Source organism: Caulobacter sp. BP25 (assembly GCF_002737755.1).
In the GTDB taxonomy this organism is placed as follows: domain Bacteria; phylum Pseudomonadota; class Alphaproteobacteria; order Caulobacterales; family Caulobacteraceae; genus Caulobacter.
On record NZ_PEGH01000018.1, the window covers coordinates 247302 to 263621 of the forward strand.

A 16320-nucleotide genomic window follows, 5' to 3' on the forward strand; every position below is an offset into this window, starting at 1 on the left:
AGTGCTTGCCTATCAGCTTCGAGACGGGGAGCGGCGTCAAATCGTCTGTGTCTTTATCTGACGCCGGCGACCCGAACGACGTGCTGGTCTATCGCGCCGAAAGGGGTGGAGCCGTCGGGCGCCTGCGCCTCCATGCGAACGCGATCGCCAAACGCCATGAAGCCGGTTTGCGGCGCGCCAAATCGCACGATCTCCGATCCGCGCCGTTCGGCGATGCAGCTTGATCCCACCTCAAGATAGTTGGCGTTAGACACGGTTCCCGAGCCAATGACCGTCCCCGCGCAGAGGTCGCGGGTCGAGGCGGCGTGGGCGATCAGGTCCTGGAAACCGAACTCCATCTCCCCGGCGTGCGCGGCGCCGAACAGCTGGCCGTTCCAGTCCACCTTGAGCGTCAGGCCTATCCTCCCGTTCGACCAGGCCGGCCCCAGCTCGTCCGGCGTGACGACGACGGGCGCCATCGAGCAGGCGGGCTTGGCGCGGATCCAGCCGAAACCGGTTTTCATTTCGACAGGCGCGATCACCCGCAGCGACCAGTCGTTGACCTGGGCCAGCAGCTTGACGTGGCTCAACGCCTCTTCCGGTGAAACGCCCATCGGCACGTCGTCGGTGATGACCGCGAACTCGCCCTCGAAATCTATGCCGTCCGCCTCGCTGAGGAACGGAACCTCCTCGCCCGGACCCAAGAACCGATGGGACAGCCCCTGATACATCAAGGGGCGGTCGGACTCCGGATGGGGCAGGTTGAACGCCTTGGACATCAGCGCGCCGTGGCTGGGGAAGGCCGAGGCGTCGAGCCACTGATAGGATCGCGGCAGGGGCGCGCCCGCCTCGCTGGGGACGAAGGCGAAGGCCCCCACCGCGTGTCCCGTGTTCAGGTCCTCGTAGAGGGTCTGCAAGGGGGGCAACGCGGCCTCCCAATGCTCCAGCGCGGCTTGCAGCGTGGGAAGCGACGCGTCGGCGGGCGCGGCCCAGCGCAAGTCGCGCGAGACGACAACGAGCTGGCCGTCCCGCGTTCCGTTGTCGAGCGTCGCCAGCTTCATGCCGCGTCGAGCCCGTCTTCGTAGACGCCGTCGATCAGGATGAAGGCGATCCGGCAGGGCTTGTCGCTTCGGTTGGCCCAGCCGTGGTTGGTGCCGCGCTGTACGACGATGTCGCCCGCGCGCACTGTGGTCTCGCCCACGTCCATGATCAGCACCAGCTCGCCCTCGAGGACGATCCCGTAGTCGATGGTTTCGGTGCGGTGGAAGCTGGCGTGGCGATCGCTGGCCGCGCCCTTGAAGTTGTCGCTGGCGGCGATGTTGTCAAAGACCGTGTCCAGCTTGTCGTCAGGCTTGTCCGGCGGGATGTCCAGGACGCGGATACGCGCGCCGCCTTTCGGCGGAGACAGCACCAGGCGCTCTTCGGGCGGCTGTCCGCTGGCGCGGTCGATGCGGGCGGGGGTCTCCTGGGTGTTCCAAATCTCGTGGAACACCAGACCCTCCTGGCCAAGCTTGTCGTAGATGCGATCGGTCGAGCCGTCAGACTGGATGATGGCCAGACCTTCGGCGTTATGGCCGGTGACGACGCGGCGGACGGGGCGGACGGCGCTCATGCGGTTTTCTCTCCGAAGGTTTCCGCGATCCAGTCGGCGATGAAGTCGCGACCGAAGCTCATGTTGTCGACGCCCACGTGCTCGACGCCGCCCTCGCGGTCGGTGAAGATCTTCAGCTCGCGCTTGGGACTGTTGATCAGCTGGTCGTAGGTCTGGTGGGCGTATTCCAGGCCGATCTGGCGGTCGCGTTCGCCGTGGGTCACCAGGAACGGGACCCGGATGCGATCCAGGACGCCGTCCAGAGTCATGCCCTTGGACTTCTCCAGGAAGTCGTCCATGTCCTTGGCTCCAAACACCCAGTGGACGTGCGCCCAATAGTGGGGGACAGGGTTCTCGCCCTCGCGCGCCAGGCGCTTTTGCTGGACCTCGGCCCAGTTGTGGTTGGCGCCCCAGACCGCGCCCAGGGCGAAGCGCGGCTCGAACGCCACGGTGCGCGGCGTGTAGTAGCCGCCCAGCGAAATGCCGGCGAGGCCGATGCGCTTGGGATCGACGTCGGGCCGCGTCTCCAGCCAGTCGACGACCTTGGACGCCCAGCGCTCGCTCTCGTGGGTGGCGTGCAGGCCCGAGAGCCTCAGCGACTCGCCCGAGCCGGGCTGGTCGATGCAGAGGGTCGAAACGCCCCGCCGCAGCAGGGCCTGGGGCAGGCCGCTCCAGTAGAGCAGCTCCTTGCAGCTATCGAGGCCGTTCACATAGACCAGGATCGGCGTGGGGCCATCGCCCTCCGCCCGCGTCAGCAGGCCGGGGATCATGCCGCCTTCGTAGGGAATTTCGACCCGCTCGGCGTTCTCGCGCCCCAGGCGCATGGCCCGGTCGAACGCCTCGCGCGCCTTGGCGTAGGTGGCCTGGCGACCTGGGTGGCCGTGCCCCTGCATCCGCTCGGCGGTGATGTAGTAGAGGCTGGCGCGCTGCAGCTTCTTGCCCGCGCTGAAAGCGCGGCCCTTGGCCTCGTCCTCGGCGGCGAGGTCGACGAGCTTGTCGGCCATCGCCACCCAATGCTTGAGGAACTCGCCGGTGCCGGCGTCTTCGCCGCGAGCGGCCGCGTCGCGCAGCGGGCGGCACATCTCGTCGATTTCGCCGATCTGGGCGCCGCTCTCGATGGCGATGTCCACCGACAGGTTCCAGACATAGTTCTTGGGAAGTACTCGAACATGGAAAGGTCCTCAGAGCGCCGGGGCGCGCCAGAGCAGGGCGTCGGGAATGGGGGCGGGCATTTCCTTGGGACCGCCAACGCCGTAGCCCCACTGATCCATGATCTCGAGAGACGGCTTGTGGACCGTCGCGACCCAGGTCTCGTCGTCGACCTCCACCAGTTCGGACGTGTACTCGACCACGAACTCGCCGGGCGAGATGAAGTAGGAGAAGGTGTTGTCGCCGGCGGTGTGGCGGCCAGGCCCCCAGACCACGTCGCGCTCGGCGCGTCGCAGTTTGGCCACGCCGCGCATCATCGCATCGACGCTGGGCACGTCGTAGGCCACGTGGTTCAGGGCCGGCGGGCCGGGCACGAACGCCAGGCGATGGTGCCAGCTGTTGCAGCGTAGGAAGCACATGAAGTCGCCGAGCCAGTCGGAGACGCGGAAGCCAAGAGCCGTACCGTCACCTTGGGCGTGTGGAACACGACGTGGCTGATCTTGATCGGCAGGTCCTCGTTGCGCGTCAGGGGGCGGCTGGGTCCGCGCTCGACCTCGGCCGAGATTTCCAGGGCGTGACCGTCCAGGTCGAAGACGCGGAAGCCGTAGCCCCCGCCGAGGCCTGTCAAAGGCGATGGTGCGGAGATGATCTTCGCGTCCATCGCGGTCAAATGAGCGTGCAGCGCATCGACGTCCGCGCGTGTCTCGGCCGCCCAGCCGACTAGCTCCACGGACCGCTCGGCGGCTTGCCGCAGGCGGACGGCGAACTTCTCGGGCGAGCCCGGCGCGGCCAGATAGACAAGGCCATCCTCGCTGGCCACCTCGATGAGGCCCCAGGTATCGACATAGAAGCGGCGCTCGGCCTCCAGGTCTGGAACGGCATAGGCGATGAAGCGCACGTCGCTGACGCGGGCCATGGGCGGACTCCTGACTAGGTCGCGGCCTCAGATGGGCTGCGCGGTGATTTCGAACATCTTGCGGGACTCGCCGGCGGTGTCGGCGGGCGGGCCCTTGCCGAGCTGGGCGTCGCCGATGGCGCGGGATCGCTCCACGATGTAGCGGCAGCGCTCAAAACGGCGGGCTTGATAAGCCTCGAAGGCCTGCTCCGGCGTGTCCGCCTTGGCGAGCTCGTCGGCCAGAACCAGGGAATCCTCGATGGCCATGCCGGCCCCCTGTCCAAGGTGTGGGGTGGTGGCATGGACGGCGTCGCCGAGCAGCACGATCCGCCCCCGGTGCCAGGGGCCGTCGACGAACAGGCATTCCAAGGGCTTGTAGACGACCTCGTCGTCGTCCGTGATCTTTGCCGTCAGCTCGCTAATCCTGGGCGGCGCGTTGCGCAAGCGTGCGCGCATCTCGGCCGCCAATCCTTCCCTCTCGAAGCGGCGGCCAGGCGTCTCGGGGGTCGTGACGAACATGTACATCCGGTCGGCCGACAGCGGCACCAGGCCGATCCCCATTGGCCCCTCGTAGGCGCAGAGGCACGTGACGTCGTCCGGCCGGACGAAGTTGTATCGCCACACCGACTGTCCGGTCGGTTCGGGAATGGGCGCGTCCGGGATGATCGCGCGACGCGTGGCGGAGTAGAGCCCGTCAGCCCCGATCACCAGGTCGTAGCGGCCGGCCGAGCCGTCCGAAAAGGCGACATCCACGCCGGCTCCGTCATCTTTGAGGCTTTCGCTCGTGACGCCCAGGCGAATGTTCGCTCCCGAGGCCTTTGCGCGGTCGCCCAGCACCTTGTGCAAGGCGGGGCGGCCGATGCCGATATTGGCGGGATAGCCTTCCGCCAGTTTGGGCGCGGGTATCTTGGCGACCTGACGGCCGTCCGGAAGGTAGACCTCGACATGGTCGAAACCGAAGCCAGCTTCCAGGTAGTCGTCGAGGATGCCCAGCTGGGCGACGGCCCGGACCACGTTGGACTGCTGGATGATGCCGACGCCATAGACGGACCAGGTCGGATCACGCTCGAGGAGATCGACCTCGAAACCCTTCCCCCGCAGCGCTATGGCCGCAGTCAGCCCGCCGATGCCGCCGCCAACAATGAGGATCTTGCCCTCTTTCAATGTCGCCTCCCTAACCGCGGAACTCGCCGCGAGGCCGTTGTTGCCGCGACACTAGGGATGGCGCGGGTATCCGTGAAATGAATTGTCTTGATCGAGAGTCATCCATGAAATGGATCAATCGTTCAGGATTGGGCGCACCAGTCTTCGCAGGGCCCAAGCCGTGACGGCCGCGCCCAGAACGCCGCCATAGACGGCCTTGAGCCCCAGCAGCGTCGCGAACGGCAAGGGGGGCGAAATCAGGCTGAGCCCGGCCGCCGCGCCGCCAACAGCGACGGTGACGACGATGGCGGCGACCAGCGCGCGCCTCCAGAGAGGCCCGGCCCCCACCGGAGCGAACAGCGGAAGCCCGCCGGCTCGCAACCTCTTGCGGACAATCAGGGACGGCACGGTGATCCCCATCAGGCTCACCATGAACGTCTGGGGGAGGAAGTCGGCGGCGAAGCCTCCCCCTCCCGTCGCTGGAATAACAGTGTCTCCAGAGAACACCGCCATTGCGAAGGCGACGCTGAGGGCGGCGTTGATCGTCCCGCTCGTGGCCGCCTCGACCGTCAGGAAGCGTGTGTAGTCGCGCATGGTCAGAAACTCGTCGAGACGCGGAGGCCATAGGTGCGTGGCGGGCGGATCTGGTTGTAGATGACCCCCGCCTTCGCTGGGCTTTGCAGCGAGTTGGCGAAGACGACCTTGTCCTCGATGTTGTTGACATAGCCCGTCAGGGACCATCGTCCGCCGGGCGCCTCGTACGTCACGCGGGCGTTCGACATCGCGTAGGCGCCTTGTCGGCCTTGGTCGAGATAGTCGATGGACAGGTAGCGCGCGCTTTCCAGTCGCGCGTCGGCGCCAGCCACGATCTTGCCGCCGCTCGCCAGCGGGAAGGTGTGCTCCCACCCCAGGTTGACGATCCATTTGGGCGCGTTGACCAGGGGGCGGCCCGAGCAATCGACGTTGTATATTCTCGCCGCGCTGCTCGCTCCGGTCTGGGCCGTGAGCGTAGTCGCGCAGCCGATCGCGGGCGCCGGTCCCGTGGTCGAGTAGGCCTGGTAGCGGAGCTCGTCGTACCGGCCATGCAGATACTGCACGTTGGCCGACAGCAGATCGTGCGCCGTGGCCTGGAACATGGCCTCCAGTTCAGCGCCGTAGATCGTCGCCTTGCCCGCGTTCTCGGTCATGAAGAGCGGGGCGTAGATGGGACCCGCGGGCGTCGTGGCCGCCTGAACCGCGCCCAGGTGGGAGATCTGCTGGTCCTTGTAGTCCCAGTAGAAGGCCTCGACGTTCAACTGCAGGCGGTTCTCGAAGAAGCGGTTCTTCGAGCCGAGGGTGTAGGCGGTGAGTTCTTCAGGGCGTGACCAGTTCTGACCGCGCGCGGCGAACAGGACGCCGGACTTGTAGCCGGTCGAAATGGAGCCGTAGAGCAGCGAGTGCTCGCCAAGATCATAGTCCAGGCCGGCCTTCCAGGTCACCTTGTCGAAGTCGACGTCGCTGACGGCCGTGGTCGGCACCACCTGGATGATGGGGGTGAAGCTCGCGGTGAAACCCACGAAGGGGCGGCTTTCGGCGTAGCTGTTCTGGCGCTTGTTGTCCTTGGTCCAGCGCAGGCCGCCAGTCACTCGCAGGCGATCGGTCAGGGACCATGAAGTCTGGCCGAATACCGCCAGGCTCTGGGTCTTGAGCTTGGAGCGGATGTACGAGCCGTTGCTGCCCTGGTCGAACAGCTGGTCGGCATTGACGAACTCGGAGAAGCCGTAGGCGCCCACGACCCAGTTCAGACGGTCGGTCTTTCCCGCCAGACGGGCTTCAAGCGAGGCTTGTTCGCTCTTTTCGGTGATGTCGATCAGGAAGCTGGAGGCGTAGCTGCGGAAGTCGGCGTCGACCTTTCGCCAGGCGGGGATCACCGTCAGCTGAGCAAAACCCAGATCGCCGTTGATCGTCGACTGGAGGCCCAGGAACTTGTTGTTCTGATAGCCGTCGTCCTTGGCGATGATCTGCGGAACCGGCGCGGTGGGATTGCGGGCGACATAGGCGGCGATCACCTTGGGGTCGCTGGGTCCCAGGCGAGCGTCGCCGTTGACCAGCGGCATGATCGTACCGCCCGAGCCCATGCCGCCGACATCGGCGTAGTCGATTGCAAAGGTGGCGTCGAAGCCGCCTGGAGGCGCATAGCGCAGCTGCGCGCGGATCGCCTTGGTGTCCTCGTCGTCGTAGCCGTCACTGAAATAGCCATCGTGCTTGGCCAGCTGCCCGGCCACCCGCAGAGCGGCGTCCTGGCCCAGGCCAATATTGACCGCGCCGAACGCCTTGACCGTGTCGTAGTTGCCGTACTCGGCGGTGAACTGGCCGCTGTTTGAGCCCAGCTTCGGCTTGGCGGTGATCACATTGACCGCGCCGCCGGTGGCGTTGCGCCCATACAGCGTTCCTTGCGGTCCCTTGAGCACCTCGATGCGCTCGACGTCGTAGAAGAGACCGGCTGGCGCGGTGGGACGCGACAGATAAACCCCGTCCAGATTGAAGGCCACGCCCTGCTCGGCGAAGGCGTTGGCGCCGAACGTGCCGACCCCGCGCAGATAGATTTGGGTCAGCGACGCCGCCGGGGCGATCTGGATCACCGGGATGAGGCGGGTGATGTCCGTGGCTTGGGAGACGCTGGCCTTGGTAAGCGTGTCGCCCGCGACGGCGCTGACCGCTACGGCGGCCTTCTGCAGGTTCTCCTCGCGGCGCTGGGCGGTGATGACGACTTCTTCGAGTGCGACGGACTGGCCGGTGCGGTCCTCCGCGAAGGCTGTCGATGCTGTGAGCCCGCACGCCCATGCGGCGCCGGCCAAAAGCCAAGCTTTCATGAAATCCTCCCTCGCGACGCTCTTGCCGGCGTCGCTTCGGGAGGATGGTCGTCCCAAGCATCGTATTTGAAAAATCTATTGTTTGGATGGGGAACCATCCATTCTTGCGATGCTTTAGGCGGAAACCAATCAAGTTTAACCCGTGTCGCGCCGCAACGGATTGATCGGCGTCAAGGCTGTTGCAGTTCCGCGATGATCTCCGTCGCCTCGGTGAACGCGGTGTTGGCCGCAGGCACGCCGGCATAGATCGCCGTCTGCATCAGAACCTCTTTCAGCTCGTCCTGGGTGAAGCCGCCCTGCTCAAGGCCGGCCCGGACATGGAGCCGAAACTCCTCCCAACGCGCCAAGGCCGCGCAGATCGCCAGGACCAGCAGGCGACGGGTCTTGTGGTCCAGTCCAGGACGCCCCCAGATCTCTTCCCAGGCGTAGCGGGTGATCATGGCCTGATAGTCGGCCGTGAAAGGGGTGCGCTTGGCCAGGGAGCGGTCCACCCAGGCGTCGCCCAGCACGGCGCGCCGGGTCTTGAGGCCGGCCTCGAACAGGGTCTCCTTGGCCGCCTTCGCGGTCGGGTCGGCGCGTAGGAAGCCTCGGACCACGCCTGCGAAGGCGGCCGGCGTCTCGATCGGGGGGAGGTGGGCGCTGTCGAGCAAGGCGGTAGCCGCGCCCGGAACAGCCTCGGCGATCCGCGCGCCGTGCGCCTCGAAGGGGGTGGAGATGTCCTTGGTCCCGCCGATCACCAGGGTGGGCGTCGAGATCGCCGACAGGCGGTCCAGAAGCGTCATGTCCCGGATGGCGGCGCCGCACGCGGCGTAGCCCTCGGCGCTGGTCGTCCGCAGTCCGGCCCGCACCGTTTGGACCACCTCAGGATGAAGCCGGCGGAAATCTTCCGAGAAGAAGCGTCCTAGGACGGTCTCGATGATCGCGTCCATGCCTTGGGCGCGCACCAGTTCGATGCGCTGCGCCCAGGCTGCGGAGTCCATCGCCGCCGAGGTGCAAGCCAGAACGAGGCCGTCCACGCGATCGGGCGCCGCCAGGGCCATCGTCATCGCGATCATGCCGCCCAGGGACACGCCGCAGACCGCCGCCTGACCGATCCCGACCGCGTCCATCACCGCGAAGACGTCCTGGGCCAGCAGGGGGAGGCTGTAGTCCCCTGTCGGCGCATCGGAGGCCCCATGACCGCGCGTGTCGATCCGGAGCAGGCGGAAGTCTTCCAGCAGCAGAGGCGCGGCGCGGTCAAAGAGGCCAAGGTCACAGCCGATCGAGTTTAGCAGAACCAGGGTCGGCCGATCTTCCGCGCCTTCGAGCCGGAAGTAGAGGCGCGCGCCGTCGCCGGCTTTAGCGAAGGCCATGGGGCGAGCTCCTATAGTGATCCAGAATACGGCGCGCGATCGTTTCGGACTCGCCGGTGTCAAGGCCGAGGTTCGCGGTCGCCAGATTGTCCGCCATACGGTCTGCGCGGACCTCCAGCCCCTCGATGGCCGGCGCCATGGCCGCCAGCGCGCCGTGGGTCAGTGCGAACAGCTCGGCCAGGACCGGCCCCTCCGCCTGCCAACCGCCCAGGTCGCGTTCGTGGGCCTGTGGCAGGGCGGAAACTAGGGTCGCCGCCAGATGCGGAGCGCGCAGCGCCGCCGACAAGGCTGTCTGGCAGGCCGTGGGATTTCGCTTGTGGGCCATGGCCGATGATCCGCCGCGTCCGGTCACGCGCGGCTCGAAGGCCTCGGCCACTTCGGCCTGTGCCAGCAGTGAAAGGTCGCGGGCGATCTTGCCGATCGCGCCAACCAGGATCGCCAAGGCGCTGGCCAGCCCCGCCAGGGCTTCGCGGCGAGCGTGCCAGGGCGCCAGGGCCGGCGCGAGGCCCAGAATCTCCGCTAACCGGTCCGACACCGCCAGTCCTTGGCCATCCAGGTCCGCGAGCGATCCGGTCGCGCCGCCCAGCTGGATGCGCAAGGCGCGTTCGGCCTCCGCTTCGCTTCGCGCGAGGGCGTCGTCGATCCCCGCCAGCCACTGAGCCGTCTTCAGGCCGAACGTGATGGGAAGGGCCGGCTGGAGCAGCGTGCGCCCCAGCATTGGCGTGGCCAGATGTGCTTCGGTCAAGGTCGCCAAGGCTTGGCGGAGACGATGCCCCTCATGTCGGATCAGAGCCATGCCGGCCTTGGCCTGGAGAACCAGGACAGTGTCCGCCAGGTCCTGGCTGGTCGCGCCCTTGTGCAGTTCCGCCGCGATCGCGGCGTCGGGGATGCGCGCCCGCAGCAGCGCCACCAGCGGAATGGCCAGAGTGCCCGCGTGGGCCGCAGCCGCAGCCAGGGGCTCGATCTCGGGCGGCTCGGCGCAGGCCGCTTCGATAGCCTTGGCGCTGACGGGGTCCAGAAGGCCAAGATCGGCCCGCGCTCGCGCCAGGCCCGCCTCGAAGCGCAGGGCCGCGCGCAGCAAGGCCGCGTCGCCGAACGCCTCGAGCATCGCGTCGGTCGAGGCGGCGTGGGCGCGGATCAGTGAGGGCACGTCTTGCTCCGGATCTATCAGACGTCGAAGAAGACGGTTTCCCGCTCGCCTTGCAAGACGATGTCGAAGCGCCAAGCTCCATCCTGTTTCCGCGCCATCAGGGTGCCGCGACGCTCAGGCGGGACGAGCGCCAGGATCGGATCAGACGCATTGGCCGGATCACCCTCGAAATAGACGCGCGTGACGAGGCGCTTGAGGAGGCCTCGGCCGAAGACCCCGACCGCGATATGCGGAGCGTGGCCTTCGCCGATGGAGCCGGGGAGGACGGTCCGGAAGCGATAGGTCCCGTCCTCGCCGGTCGAGGCGCGGCCAAAGCCTACGAAGCCGGTGTTACCCTCGGCGTAGTGGCCGGCCGCGTCGGCCTGCCATATCTCGATCATGGCGTCGGGGATGATCTGGCCTTCGGCGTCGACCACCACGCCTTCGAGTACGATGGTCTCGCCCGCGATCTCGCCCTTGGGGCTAGGGGAGGCCAGCAGATAGTGCTCGGGCGGCATTAGCTCGGGCCGAGCGCCGATGTCGCTGGTCCCGACCAGGTCAGCGCCGCCCTTCCAGGGCAGGCCGTAGTGGAAGAAGGGGCCAACTGTCTGCCAGGGGGTCTGGCCGAAGATCGCCGGGTCCTGGCTGTCTTGGCGCGGGGCGGGGCGGGCTTGCTCGGGGGTCATTGGCCGTTCTCGAAAGGCGTGGCGTCTTTGCCCCGCAGGACGATGTCGAACACGTAGCCCAGGGCCCAGTTGGGCTCGGTGGTCTCGATGTCGAAGCGCGAGACCATCCGCTGGCGGTAGGGCATGGGCACAGCGTTGGCGATCGGATCGATCTCGATCAACGGATCGTCCGGGAAGTACATCTGGGTCACCAGCCGCGTGGCGAAGGCCGGGCCCAGCAGCGACAGGTGGATGTGCGAGGGGCGCCAGGCGTTGTGGTGGTTGCGCCAGGGATAGGCGCCGGGGCGCACCGAGATAAACCGGTAGCGGCCCTCCGCATCGGTGATCACGCGGCCCGCGCCCGTGAAGTTGGGATCGAGCGGCGCGTCCCACTGGTCCTTCTTGTGGATGTAGCGGCCAGCGGCGTTAGCCTGCCAGACCTCGACCACGGTGTGAGGCACAGGACGACCGTCGTCGTCCAAAACCCGGCCCGAGACCACAATCCGCTGGCCCAACGGCTCGCCATTGTGCTGGCTCGTGAGGTCTGCCATCGACTCGCCCATCAGCCGCGACCAGGCGTTCGCCGGGCCGGTGGTCTCGGTCAGGGTGTGCGGGATCTTGACCAGCGGTTCGCGGGGCGAGCGCGAGACGGTCGAGCCGTAGTCCGGATAGAGCGAAGGCGGTTGGCCTGCGTCCTCGCGGCGGTAGGAACCAGGCAGGATCAGGCTCATGAGGGTCTCCTAGACGCGCTCGAAGGCGAGGGCGGCGCCCTGGCCGACGCCGATGCAGAGGGTGGCGAGGCCGCGCTGGCCGCCGGTAGCTTCCAGCTGGCGCAGGGCGGTGAGGACCAGACGCGCGCCGGACGCGCCCAGGGGGTGGCCGAGCGCGATGGCGCCGCCGTTGGCGTTCACATGCTCGCCGTCGTCTGGCAGGCCCAGCTGGCGCAGAACCGCCAGGCCTTGGGCCGCGAAGGCCTCGTTCAGCTCGACGGTGTCGAAGTCGCCGATCGAGAGGCCTGTCTTGGCCAGCAGCTTGCGGACCGCTGGAACGGGGCCGATGCCCATGACGCGCGGCGGGACGCCGGCCGTGGCGTAGCCGGTGACGCGGGCGCGCGGCGTCAGGCCATGGCGTTTCACGGCCTCTTCCGAGGCGACGATCAGGGCCACGGCCCCGTCATTGACGCCCGAAGCGTTGCCGGCCGTCACCGTGCCGCCGTCGCGGACCACGGGCTTCAGCTTGGCCAGTGCTTCCAGCGTGGTCTCGCGCGGATGCTCGTCGCGATTGACGATCGTCGGGCCGGCCTTGCCGGAGATCTCGACCGGGGTGATCTCGCCGGCCAGGAAGCCGGAGGCCTGAGCCGCTGCGGCGCGCTGCTGGCTGCGCAGGGCGAAGGCGTCCTGGTCCTCGCGGCTGACCTGGTGGTCGGTGGCGACATTCTCGGCGGTCTCGGGCATGGAGTCGACGCCATGGGCCTTGCGCATGGCGGGGTTCACAAAGCGCCAGCCGATGGTGGTGTCGAAGATCTCGGCGTTGCGCGAGAAGGCGCTGTCGGCCTTGCCCATCACGAACGGCGCGCGGCTCATGCTCTCGACGCCGCCGGCGATAACGAGGTCGGTCTGGCCCGAGGCGATCGCGCGAGCGGCGTAGCCGACCGCTTCCAGGCCTGAGGCGCACAAGCGATTGACCGTGACGCCGGGAACCTCGACCGGATAGCCAGCCAGCAGCAGGGCCATGCGGGCGACGTTGCGGTTGTCCTCGCCGGCCTGGTTGGCGCAGCCCAGAACCACCTCGTCGAGGGCCGATAGGTCGAGGCTAGGATTGCGCGCGGCCAGCGCCTTCAGCGGAATGGCCGCCAGGTCGTCGGCCCGCACCTTCGATAGCGCGCCGCCATAGCGGCCGATGGGCGTGCGGATCCCGTCACAGAGATAGGCGGTGGTCATGCGAAAGCTCCCGCGTCGAAATCGGCCTCGGTCTTGGCCTTGATCTCGTCGAGGGTGACCCCGGGAGCGAGCTCGATCAACGTCAGGCCCTTCTCCCCTTGGCGCCTTTCCGATCCAACTCGAAGACGCACAGATCGGTGATGACCATGTCGACGCAGGCCGCGCCGGTTAGGGGCAGGGCGCAGCGCTTGAGGACCTTGCTCTGACCGGCCTTGTTGGCGTGGTCCATGACGACGATGACGCGCTTGACGCCGGCGACCAGGTCCATGGCGCCGCCCATGCCCTTCACCATCTTGCCGGGGATCGTCCAGTTGGCGATGTCGCCGTTCTGGGCCACCTCCATCGCGCCCAGCACCGTCAGGTCGATGTGGCCGCCGCGGATCATGGCGAAGCTCTGGGCGCTGTCGAAGAAGCTGGAGGTCGGCAGCTTGGTGATTGTCTGCTTGCCGGCGTTGATCAGGTCCGGGTCGGCCTCGCCCTCGTAGGGGAAGGGGCCCATGCCCAGCATGCCGTTCTCGCTCTGTAGCGTGACGTGGACGCCTTCTGGAATGTGGTTGGCGACCAGGGTCGGGATGCCGATGCCGAGGTTGACGTAAAAGCCGTCCTTCAGCTCGCGGGCGGCGCGAGCCGCCATCTCGTCACGGGTCCAGGCCATTACGCTTGCTCCTTCGGACGCGTGGTCAGCTTCTCGATGCGCTTTTCGTTGATCGTGCTCAGAATGATGCGGTCGACATAGATGCCGGGCGTATGGATCGCGTTGGCGTCCAGTTCGCCGGCCTCGACGATCTCCTCGACCTCGACGATCGTGACCTTGCCTGCGGTGGCCATGACGGGATTGAAGTTGCGGGCCGTCATCCGGAACATCAGGTTGCCTTCTGGATCCGCCTTCCAGGCCTTGATGATGGCGAGGTCGGCGCGCAACCAGGTTTCGCGCACGTACGGCTCACCCTCGAAGGTTTCGACCGGCTTGCCCTCAGCCACGACCGTGCCCACGCCGGTCTTTGTGTAGAAAGCCGGGATGCCCGCGCCGCCGGCCCGAATGCGCTCGGCCAGGGTGCCCTGCGGGTTCAGCTCAAGCTCCAGCTCGCCCGAGAGGTAGAGCTGCTCAAACAACTTGTTCTCGCCGACATAGGACGAGATCATCTTCCGGATCTGGCCGTTGTTGAGCAGCATCCACAGGCCAAAGCCGTCGGCGCCGCAGTTGTTGCTGATCACGGTCAGGTCCTTGACCCCCGTGTCTTTGAGCGCAGGGATTAGGGTCTCGGGATTGCCCGACAGGCCAAAGCCTCCGGACATCAGGGTCATGCCGTCGAAGGCAACGCCCTCCAGCGCCGCCGCGGCGCTTTCGTAGATCTTGCTTTTCATGGTGAGCTCCGGGGCCTTCTAGACGAGGGGAAGGCCGACATAGTTTTCGGCGAGCGTGATCTGGGCGGCGCGCGAGTCCTTGATGTAGGCGAGTTCGGCGACCTGCATCTTGCGGTCAAAGCCGTCGCGGTCGGGGAAGCGGTGGGTCAGGCTGGTGAACCACCAGGAAAAGCGCTCGGCCTTCCAGACCCGGGCCAAGGCGCGGGTGGAATAGCCGTCGATGCCCGCGTCCGAGCCCTGTTGGTAGTGCTCGATCAAGGCCTCGGACAGCATGACCACGTCGGAAACCGCCAGGTTCATGCCCTTGGCGCCGGTGGGCGGCACGATGTGGGCGGCGTCGCCGGCCAGGAAAAGGCGGCCGTGACGCATCGGCTCGGTGACGAAGCTGCGCAGCGGGGCGATCGACTTTTCGAACGAAGGGCCTCGGGTGACGCGGCTGGCGGCCTCATCGCCCAGGCGCAGGCACAGCTCATCCCAGAACCGCTCGTCGCTCCAATCCCCGATCCTGTCGTCGAGGGAGCACTGCACGTAGTAGCGGCTGCGGGTCAGCGAGCGCATCGAGGCCAGGGCGAAGCCACGCTCGTGGTTGGAATAGATCAGTTCGTGGTCGCAGGGCGGCACCTCGGCGAGGATGCCCAGCCAGCCGAACGGGTAGACCCGCTCAAAGGTCTTCAACACGCTCTGCGGGATCGCCGCGCGGCTAACCCCGTGATAGCCGTCGCAGCCGGCGATGAAGTCGCAGTCCAGACGCTGCTCGACGCCGTTCTTACGCCAGGTCACGAAAGGCTTAGCGCTGTCGATGTCGTGCAAGGCCACGTCGTCAGCGTCGAAGACGATCTGGATGTCGCGTGACTCCGCAGCGTCGAACAGGTCCTTCATCACTTCCTGCTGGCCATAGACCATCACAGTGGACCCGCCTGTCAGCGTCTCCATGTCGATGCGAAAGACGTCGCCGTCGCTAGCCAGATTGGTTCCGCCGTGAACGAGGCCCTCGCGGCGCATGCGTTCGGCCAGGCCCAGCCGTTCCAGTAGATCAACCGTGACCTGTTCCAGCACGCCGGCCCGCACGCGGCCCTCGACATAGGCGCGGTTCTTGCGCTCGATGACGACGGCGTCGACACCAGCCTGTTTCAGAAGGTGGCCTAGGAACAGGCCCGCGGGGCCCGCGCCGATAATGGCGACCTGTGTGCGCATTTTTCGAGTCTCCGCCCTCGCGCCGCTGAGGGCCGCTTGTCGTCAAACTGTGTGTTCTCGCCGATCTTGGGGATGGACAGAGCGCCACAAAAGTTGGACTTTTCTAAATCGCCTCTTCACGAGCTTGTGGTGTCGCCTTGGGGCAATCTTCTAATATTCCTAGCTTTTTTCTTTTCGGCGAGCCGCTCCGGACCGTCGAAGGGAAGTTCCTGCATTTGGAAGACTTGGACGATCGTTCGCGCCCGAACGACTGGAACATTCGCCCGCACGCCCATGCGGACCTCAATCACGTCTTTCTGATCTCTGAAGGCGCGGGCGTCATAAGGGCCGAGGGGGAGACGATCGCCTTTGCCGCGCCGTGTCTGTTGCTGATCCCCGCTGGCGTGGTCCATGGCTTCGTCTACGAGCCGGACAGCGCTGGTTCGGTGCTGACCATCGCCGATAGCTATTTGCGCGAGCTGGTCGCTCGCGAACCAGGGTTTGCGGGCTTGTTCCGCGCCGCCCGCCAACTGCCGCTGCCGCGTGACTCCAGGGTGTCCGAGGTGCTGGCGCGGCTCGGGCGAGAGCTGGTCTGGACCGCGCCGGGGCGCGGCGCCGCCGTGGAGGGGCAGCTATTGACCTTGCTGGTCGAAGCCCTGCGTCTGCTGGTTCAGGCTCATTCCACCGGTCCGGCGGTGCAAGGCGCCCAGGCCCGCCTCGTGGCGCGTTATCGCGAGCTGGTCGAGGCCCACTTCCGGGAGGGGCGCTCTCTGGAGTTCTATGCCGGGCGGTTGGGCTGCACTGTCTCGCGCCTACGCACAGCGTGCTTGAAAACGGCTGGCGTTGCGCCGCTGCGGTTGGTGCACGATCGCTTGTTGCTAGAGGCCAAGCGAGCCTTGATCTACTCAAACATGACCGTGGCCGAGGTCGCCTATCAGCTGGGTTTCGAGGACCCGGCCTATTTCTCGCGGTTTTTCAGCAAGGCCGAAGGCTGCTCACCGCGCCAGTATCGCACCGAACGGGCCTTCGACGAAACCGCATAGGAGAACGATGAGTTGGGTCGTTGAGGAGGGGCTTGCGCATATTG

Annotated in this window: 16 protein-coding genes and 1 pseudogene; 1 reads left to right on the forward strand and 16 read right to left on the reverse strand. The window is 66.8% G+C overall.

The window, feature by feature from the left end; translation table 11 throughout:
* Nucleotides 1-53: 53 nt before the first annotated feature.
* From CSW59_RS15030 to pobA, 16 genes and pseudogenes are all read right to left on the reverse strand, one after another.
* Nucleotides 54-1040: a fumarylacetoacetate hydrolase family protein gene (locus CSW59_RS15030; RefSeq protein WP_099444803.1), complete on the reverse strand. Its 987-nt coding sequence runs from the start codon at nucleotides 1038-1040 to the stop codon at nucleotides 54-56.
* On the reverse strand, nucleotides 1037-1591 hold the full coding sequence (locus CSW59_RS15035; protein WP_099444804.1) for a cupin domain-containing protein: 555 nt from the start codon (nucleotides 1589-1591) through the stop codon (nucleotides 1037-1039). Before CSW59_RS15035 ends, CSW59_RS15030 begins: the two co-directional genes overlap by 4 nt.
* Nucleotides 1588-2700, reverse strand: coding sequence for a S9 family peptidase (locus CSW59_RS15040; RefSeq protein WP_236632230.1), 1113 nt, complete (start codon nucleotides 2698-2700; stop codon nucleotides 1588-1590). Before CSW59_RS15040 ends, CSW59_RS15035 begins: the two co-directional genes overlap by 4 nt.
* A gap of 51 nt (nucleotides 2701-2751) precedes the next feature.
* On the reverse strand, nucleotides 2752-3093 hold the full coding sequence (locus CSW59_RS21435) for a hypothetical protein (RefSeq protein WP_236632231.1): 342 nt from the start codon (nucleotides 3091-3093) through the stop codon (nucleotides 2752-2754).
* Nucleotides 3072-3635, reverse strand: a complete 564-nt coding sequence (locus tag CSW59_RS21440; RefSeq protein ID WP_236632232.1) for a VOC family protein — start codon at nucleotides 3633-3635, stop codon at nucleotides 3072-3074. Before CSW59_RS21440 ends, CSW59_RS21435 begins: the two co-directional genes overlap by 22 nt.
* A gap of 27 nt (nucleotides 3636-3662) precedes the next feature.
* The gene (locus CSW59_RS15050) at nucleotides 3663-4778 is read right to left on the reverse strand and encodes an FAD-dependent oxidoreductase (RefSeq protein ID WP_099444806.1); all 1116 of its coding nucleotides are present in this window, start codon (nucleotides 4776-4778) and stop codon (nucleotides 3663-3665) included.
* 114 nt (nucleotides 4779-4892) lie between these two features.
* Nucleotides 4893-5351 (reverse strand): hypothetical protein, encoded by a 459-nt coding sequence (locus CSW59_RS15055; protein WP_099444807.1) that lies wholly within the window; start codon nucleotides 5349-5351, stop codon nucleotides 4893-4895.
* A 2-nt stretch (nucleotides 5352-5353) separates the two neighbouring features.
* Nucleotides 5354-7609, reverse strand: coding sequence for a TonB-dependent receptor (locus tag CSW59_RS15060; RefSeq protein WP_099444808.1), 2256 nt, complete (start codon nucleotides 7607-7609; stop codon nucleotides 5354-5356).
* A 170-nt stretch (nucleotides 7610-7779) separates the two neighbouring features.
* Nucleotides 7780-8961, reverse strand: coding sequence for a 3-oxoadipate enol-lactonase (gene pcaD / locus CSW59_RS15065; protein ID WP_099444809.1), 1182 nt, complete (start codon nucleotides 8959-8961; stop codon nucleotides 7780-7782).
* On the reverse strand, nucleotides 8948-10111 hold the full coding sequence (gene pcaB / locus CSW59_RS15070) for a 3-carboxy-cis,cis-muconate cycloisomerase (RefSeq protein WP_099444810.1): 1164 nt from the start codon (nucleotides 10109-10111) through the stop codon (nucleotides 8948-8950). The genes pcaD and pcaB overlap by 14 nt, the downstream gene beginning before the upstream one ends.
* A gap of 17 nt (nucleotides 10112-10128) precedes the next feature.
* Entirely contained in the window at nucleotides 10129-10776 is a 648-nt protein-coding gene (gene pcaG, locus CSW59_RS15075; RefSeq protein ID WP_099444811.1) for a protocatechuate 3,4-dioxygenase subunit alpha, read from the reverse strand.
* Nucleotides 10773-11486, reverse strand: a complete 714-nt coding sequence (pcaH, locus tag CSW59_RS15080; protein ID WP_369825782.1) for a protocatechuate 3,4-dioxygenase subunit beta — start codon at nucleotides 11484-11486, stop codon at nucleotides 10773-10775. The genes pcaG and pcaH overlap by 4 nt, the downstream gene beginning before the upstream one ends.
* A gap of 9 nt (nucleotides 11487-11495) precedes the next feature.
* Nucleotides 11496-12695 (reverse strand): 3-oxoadipyl-CoA thiolase, encoded by a 1200-nt coding sequence (pcaF, locus tag CSW59_RS15085; RefSeq protein ID WP_099444812.1) that lies wholly within the window; start codon nucleotides 12693-12695, stop codon nucleotides 11496-11498.
* Nucleotides 12692-13350, reverse strand: a pseudogene (locus CSW59_RS15090) (CoA transferase subunit B). The gene pcaF and the pseudogene CSW59_RS15090 overlap by 4 nt, the downstream one beginning before the upstream one ends.
* Nucleotides 13350-14060, reverse strand: a complete 711-nt coding sequence (locus tag CSW59_RS15095) for a CoA transferase subunit A (protein WP_099444813.1) — start codon at nucleotides 14058-14060, stop codon at nucleotides 13350-13352. Before CSW59_RS15095 ends, CSW59_RS15090 begins: the two are co-directional and overlap by 1 nt.
* Before the next feature lie 18 nt (nucleotides 14061-14078).
* Nucleotides 14079-15254, reverse strand: coding sequence for a 4-hydroxybenzoate 3-monooxygenase (gene pobA / locus CSW59_RS15100; RefSeq protein WP_099444814.1), 1176 nt, complete (start codon nucleotides 15252-15254; stop codon nucleotides 14079-14081).
* Between the two features lie 224 nt (nucleotides 15255-15478).
* Here pobA and CSW59_RS15105 point away from each other — a divergent pair, with 224 nt between their 5' ends.
* Complete coding sequence (locus CSW59_RS15105) at nucleotides 15479-16276, forward strand: helix-turn-helix domain-containing protein (protein WP_369825783.1); 798 nt, start codon at nucleotides 15479-15481, stop codon at nucleotides 16274-16276.
* Nucleotides 16277-16320: the final 44 nt, after the last annotated feature.

Bases quoted from the DNA above. Each gene is read 5' to 3' on its own strand.
- CSW59_RS15030 (WP_099444803.1), bottom strand. From the start codon at position 1,040: ATGAAGCTGGCGACGCTCGACAACGGAACGCGGGACGGCCAGCTCGTT.
- CSW59_RS15035 (WP_099444804.1), bottom strand. From the start codon at position 1,591: ATGAGCGCCGTCCGCCCCGTCCGCCGCGTCGTCACCGGCCATAACGCC.
- CSW59_RS21440 (WP_236632232.1), bottom strand. From the start codon at position 3,635: ATGGCCCGCGTCAGCGACGTGCGCTTCATCGCCTATGCCGTTCCAGAC.
- CSW59_RS15055 (WP_099444807.1), bottom strand. From the start codon at position 5,351: ATGCGCGACTACACACGCTTCCTGACGGTCGAGGCGGCCACGAGCGGG.
- CSW59_RS15060 (WP_099444808.1), bottom strand. From the start codon at position 7,609: ATGAAAGCTTGGCTTTTGGCCGGCGCCGCATGGGCGTGCGGGCTCACA.
- pcaD (WP_099444809.1), bottom strand. From the start codon at position 8,961: ATGGCCTTCGCTAAAGCCGGCGACGGCGCGCGCCTCTACTTCCGGCTC.
- pcaG (WP_099444811.1), bottom strand. From the start codon at position 10,776: ATGACCCCCGAGCAAGCCCGCCCCGCCCCGCGCCAAGACAGCCAGGAC.
- pcaH (WP_369825782.1), bottom strand. From the start codon at position 11,486: ATGAGCCTGATCCTGCCTGGTTCCTACCGCCGCGAGGACGCAGGCCAA.
- pcaF (WP_099444812.1), bottom strand. From the start codon at position 12,695: ATGACCACCGCCTATCTCTGTGACGGGATCCGCACGCCCATCGGCCGC.
- CSW59_RS15095 (WP_099444813.1), bottom strand. From the start codon at position 14,060: ATGAAAAGCAAGATCTACGAAAGCGCCGCGGCGGCGCTGGAGGGCGTT.
- pobA (WP_099444814.1), bottom strand. From the start codon at position 15,254: ATGCGCACACAGGTCGCCATTATCGGCGCGGGCCCCGCGGGCCTGTTC.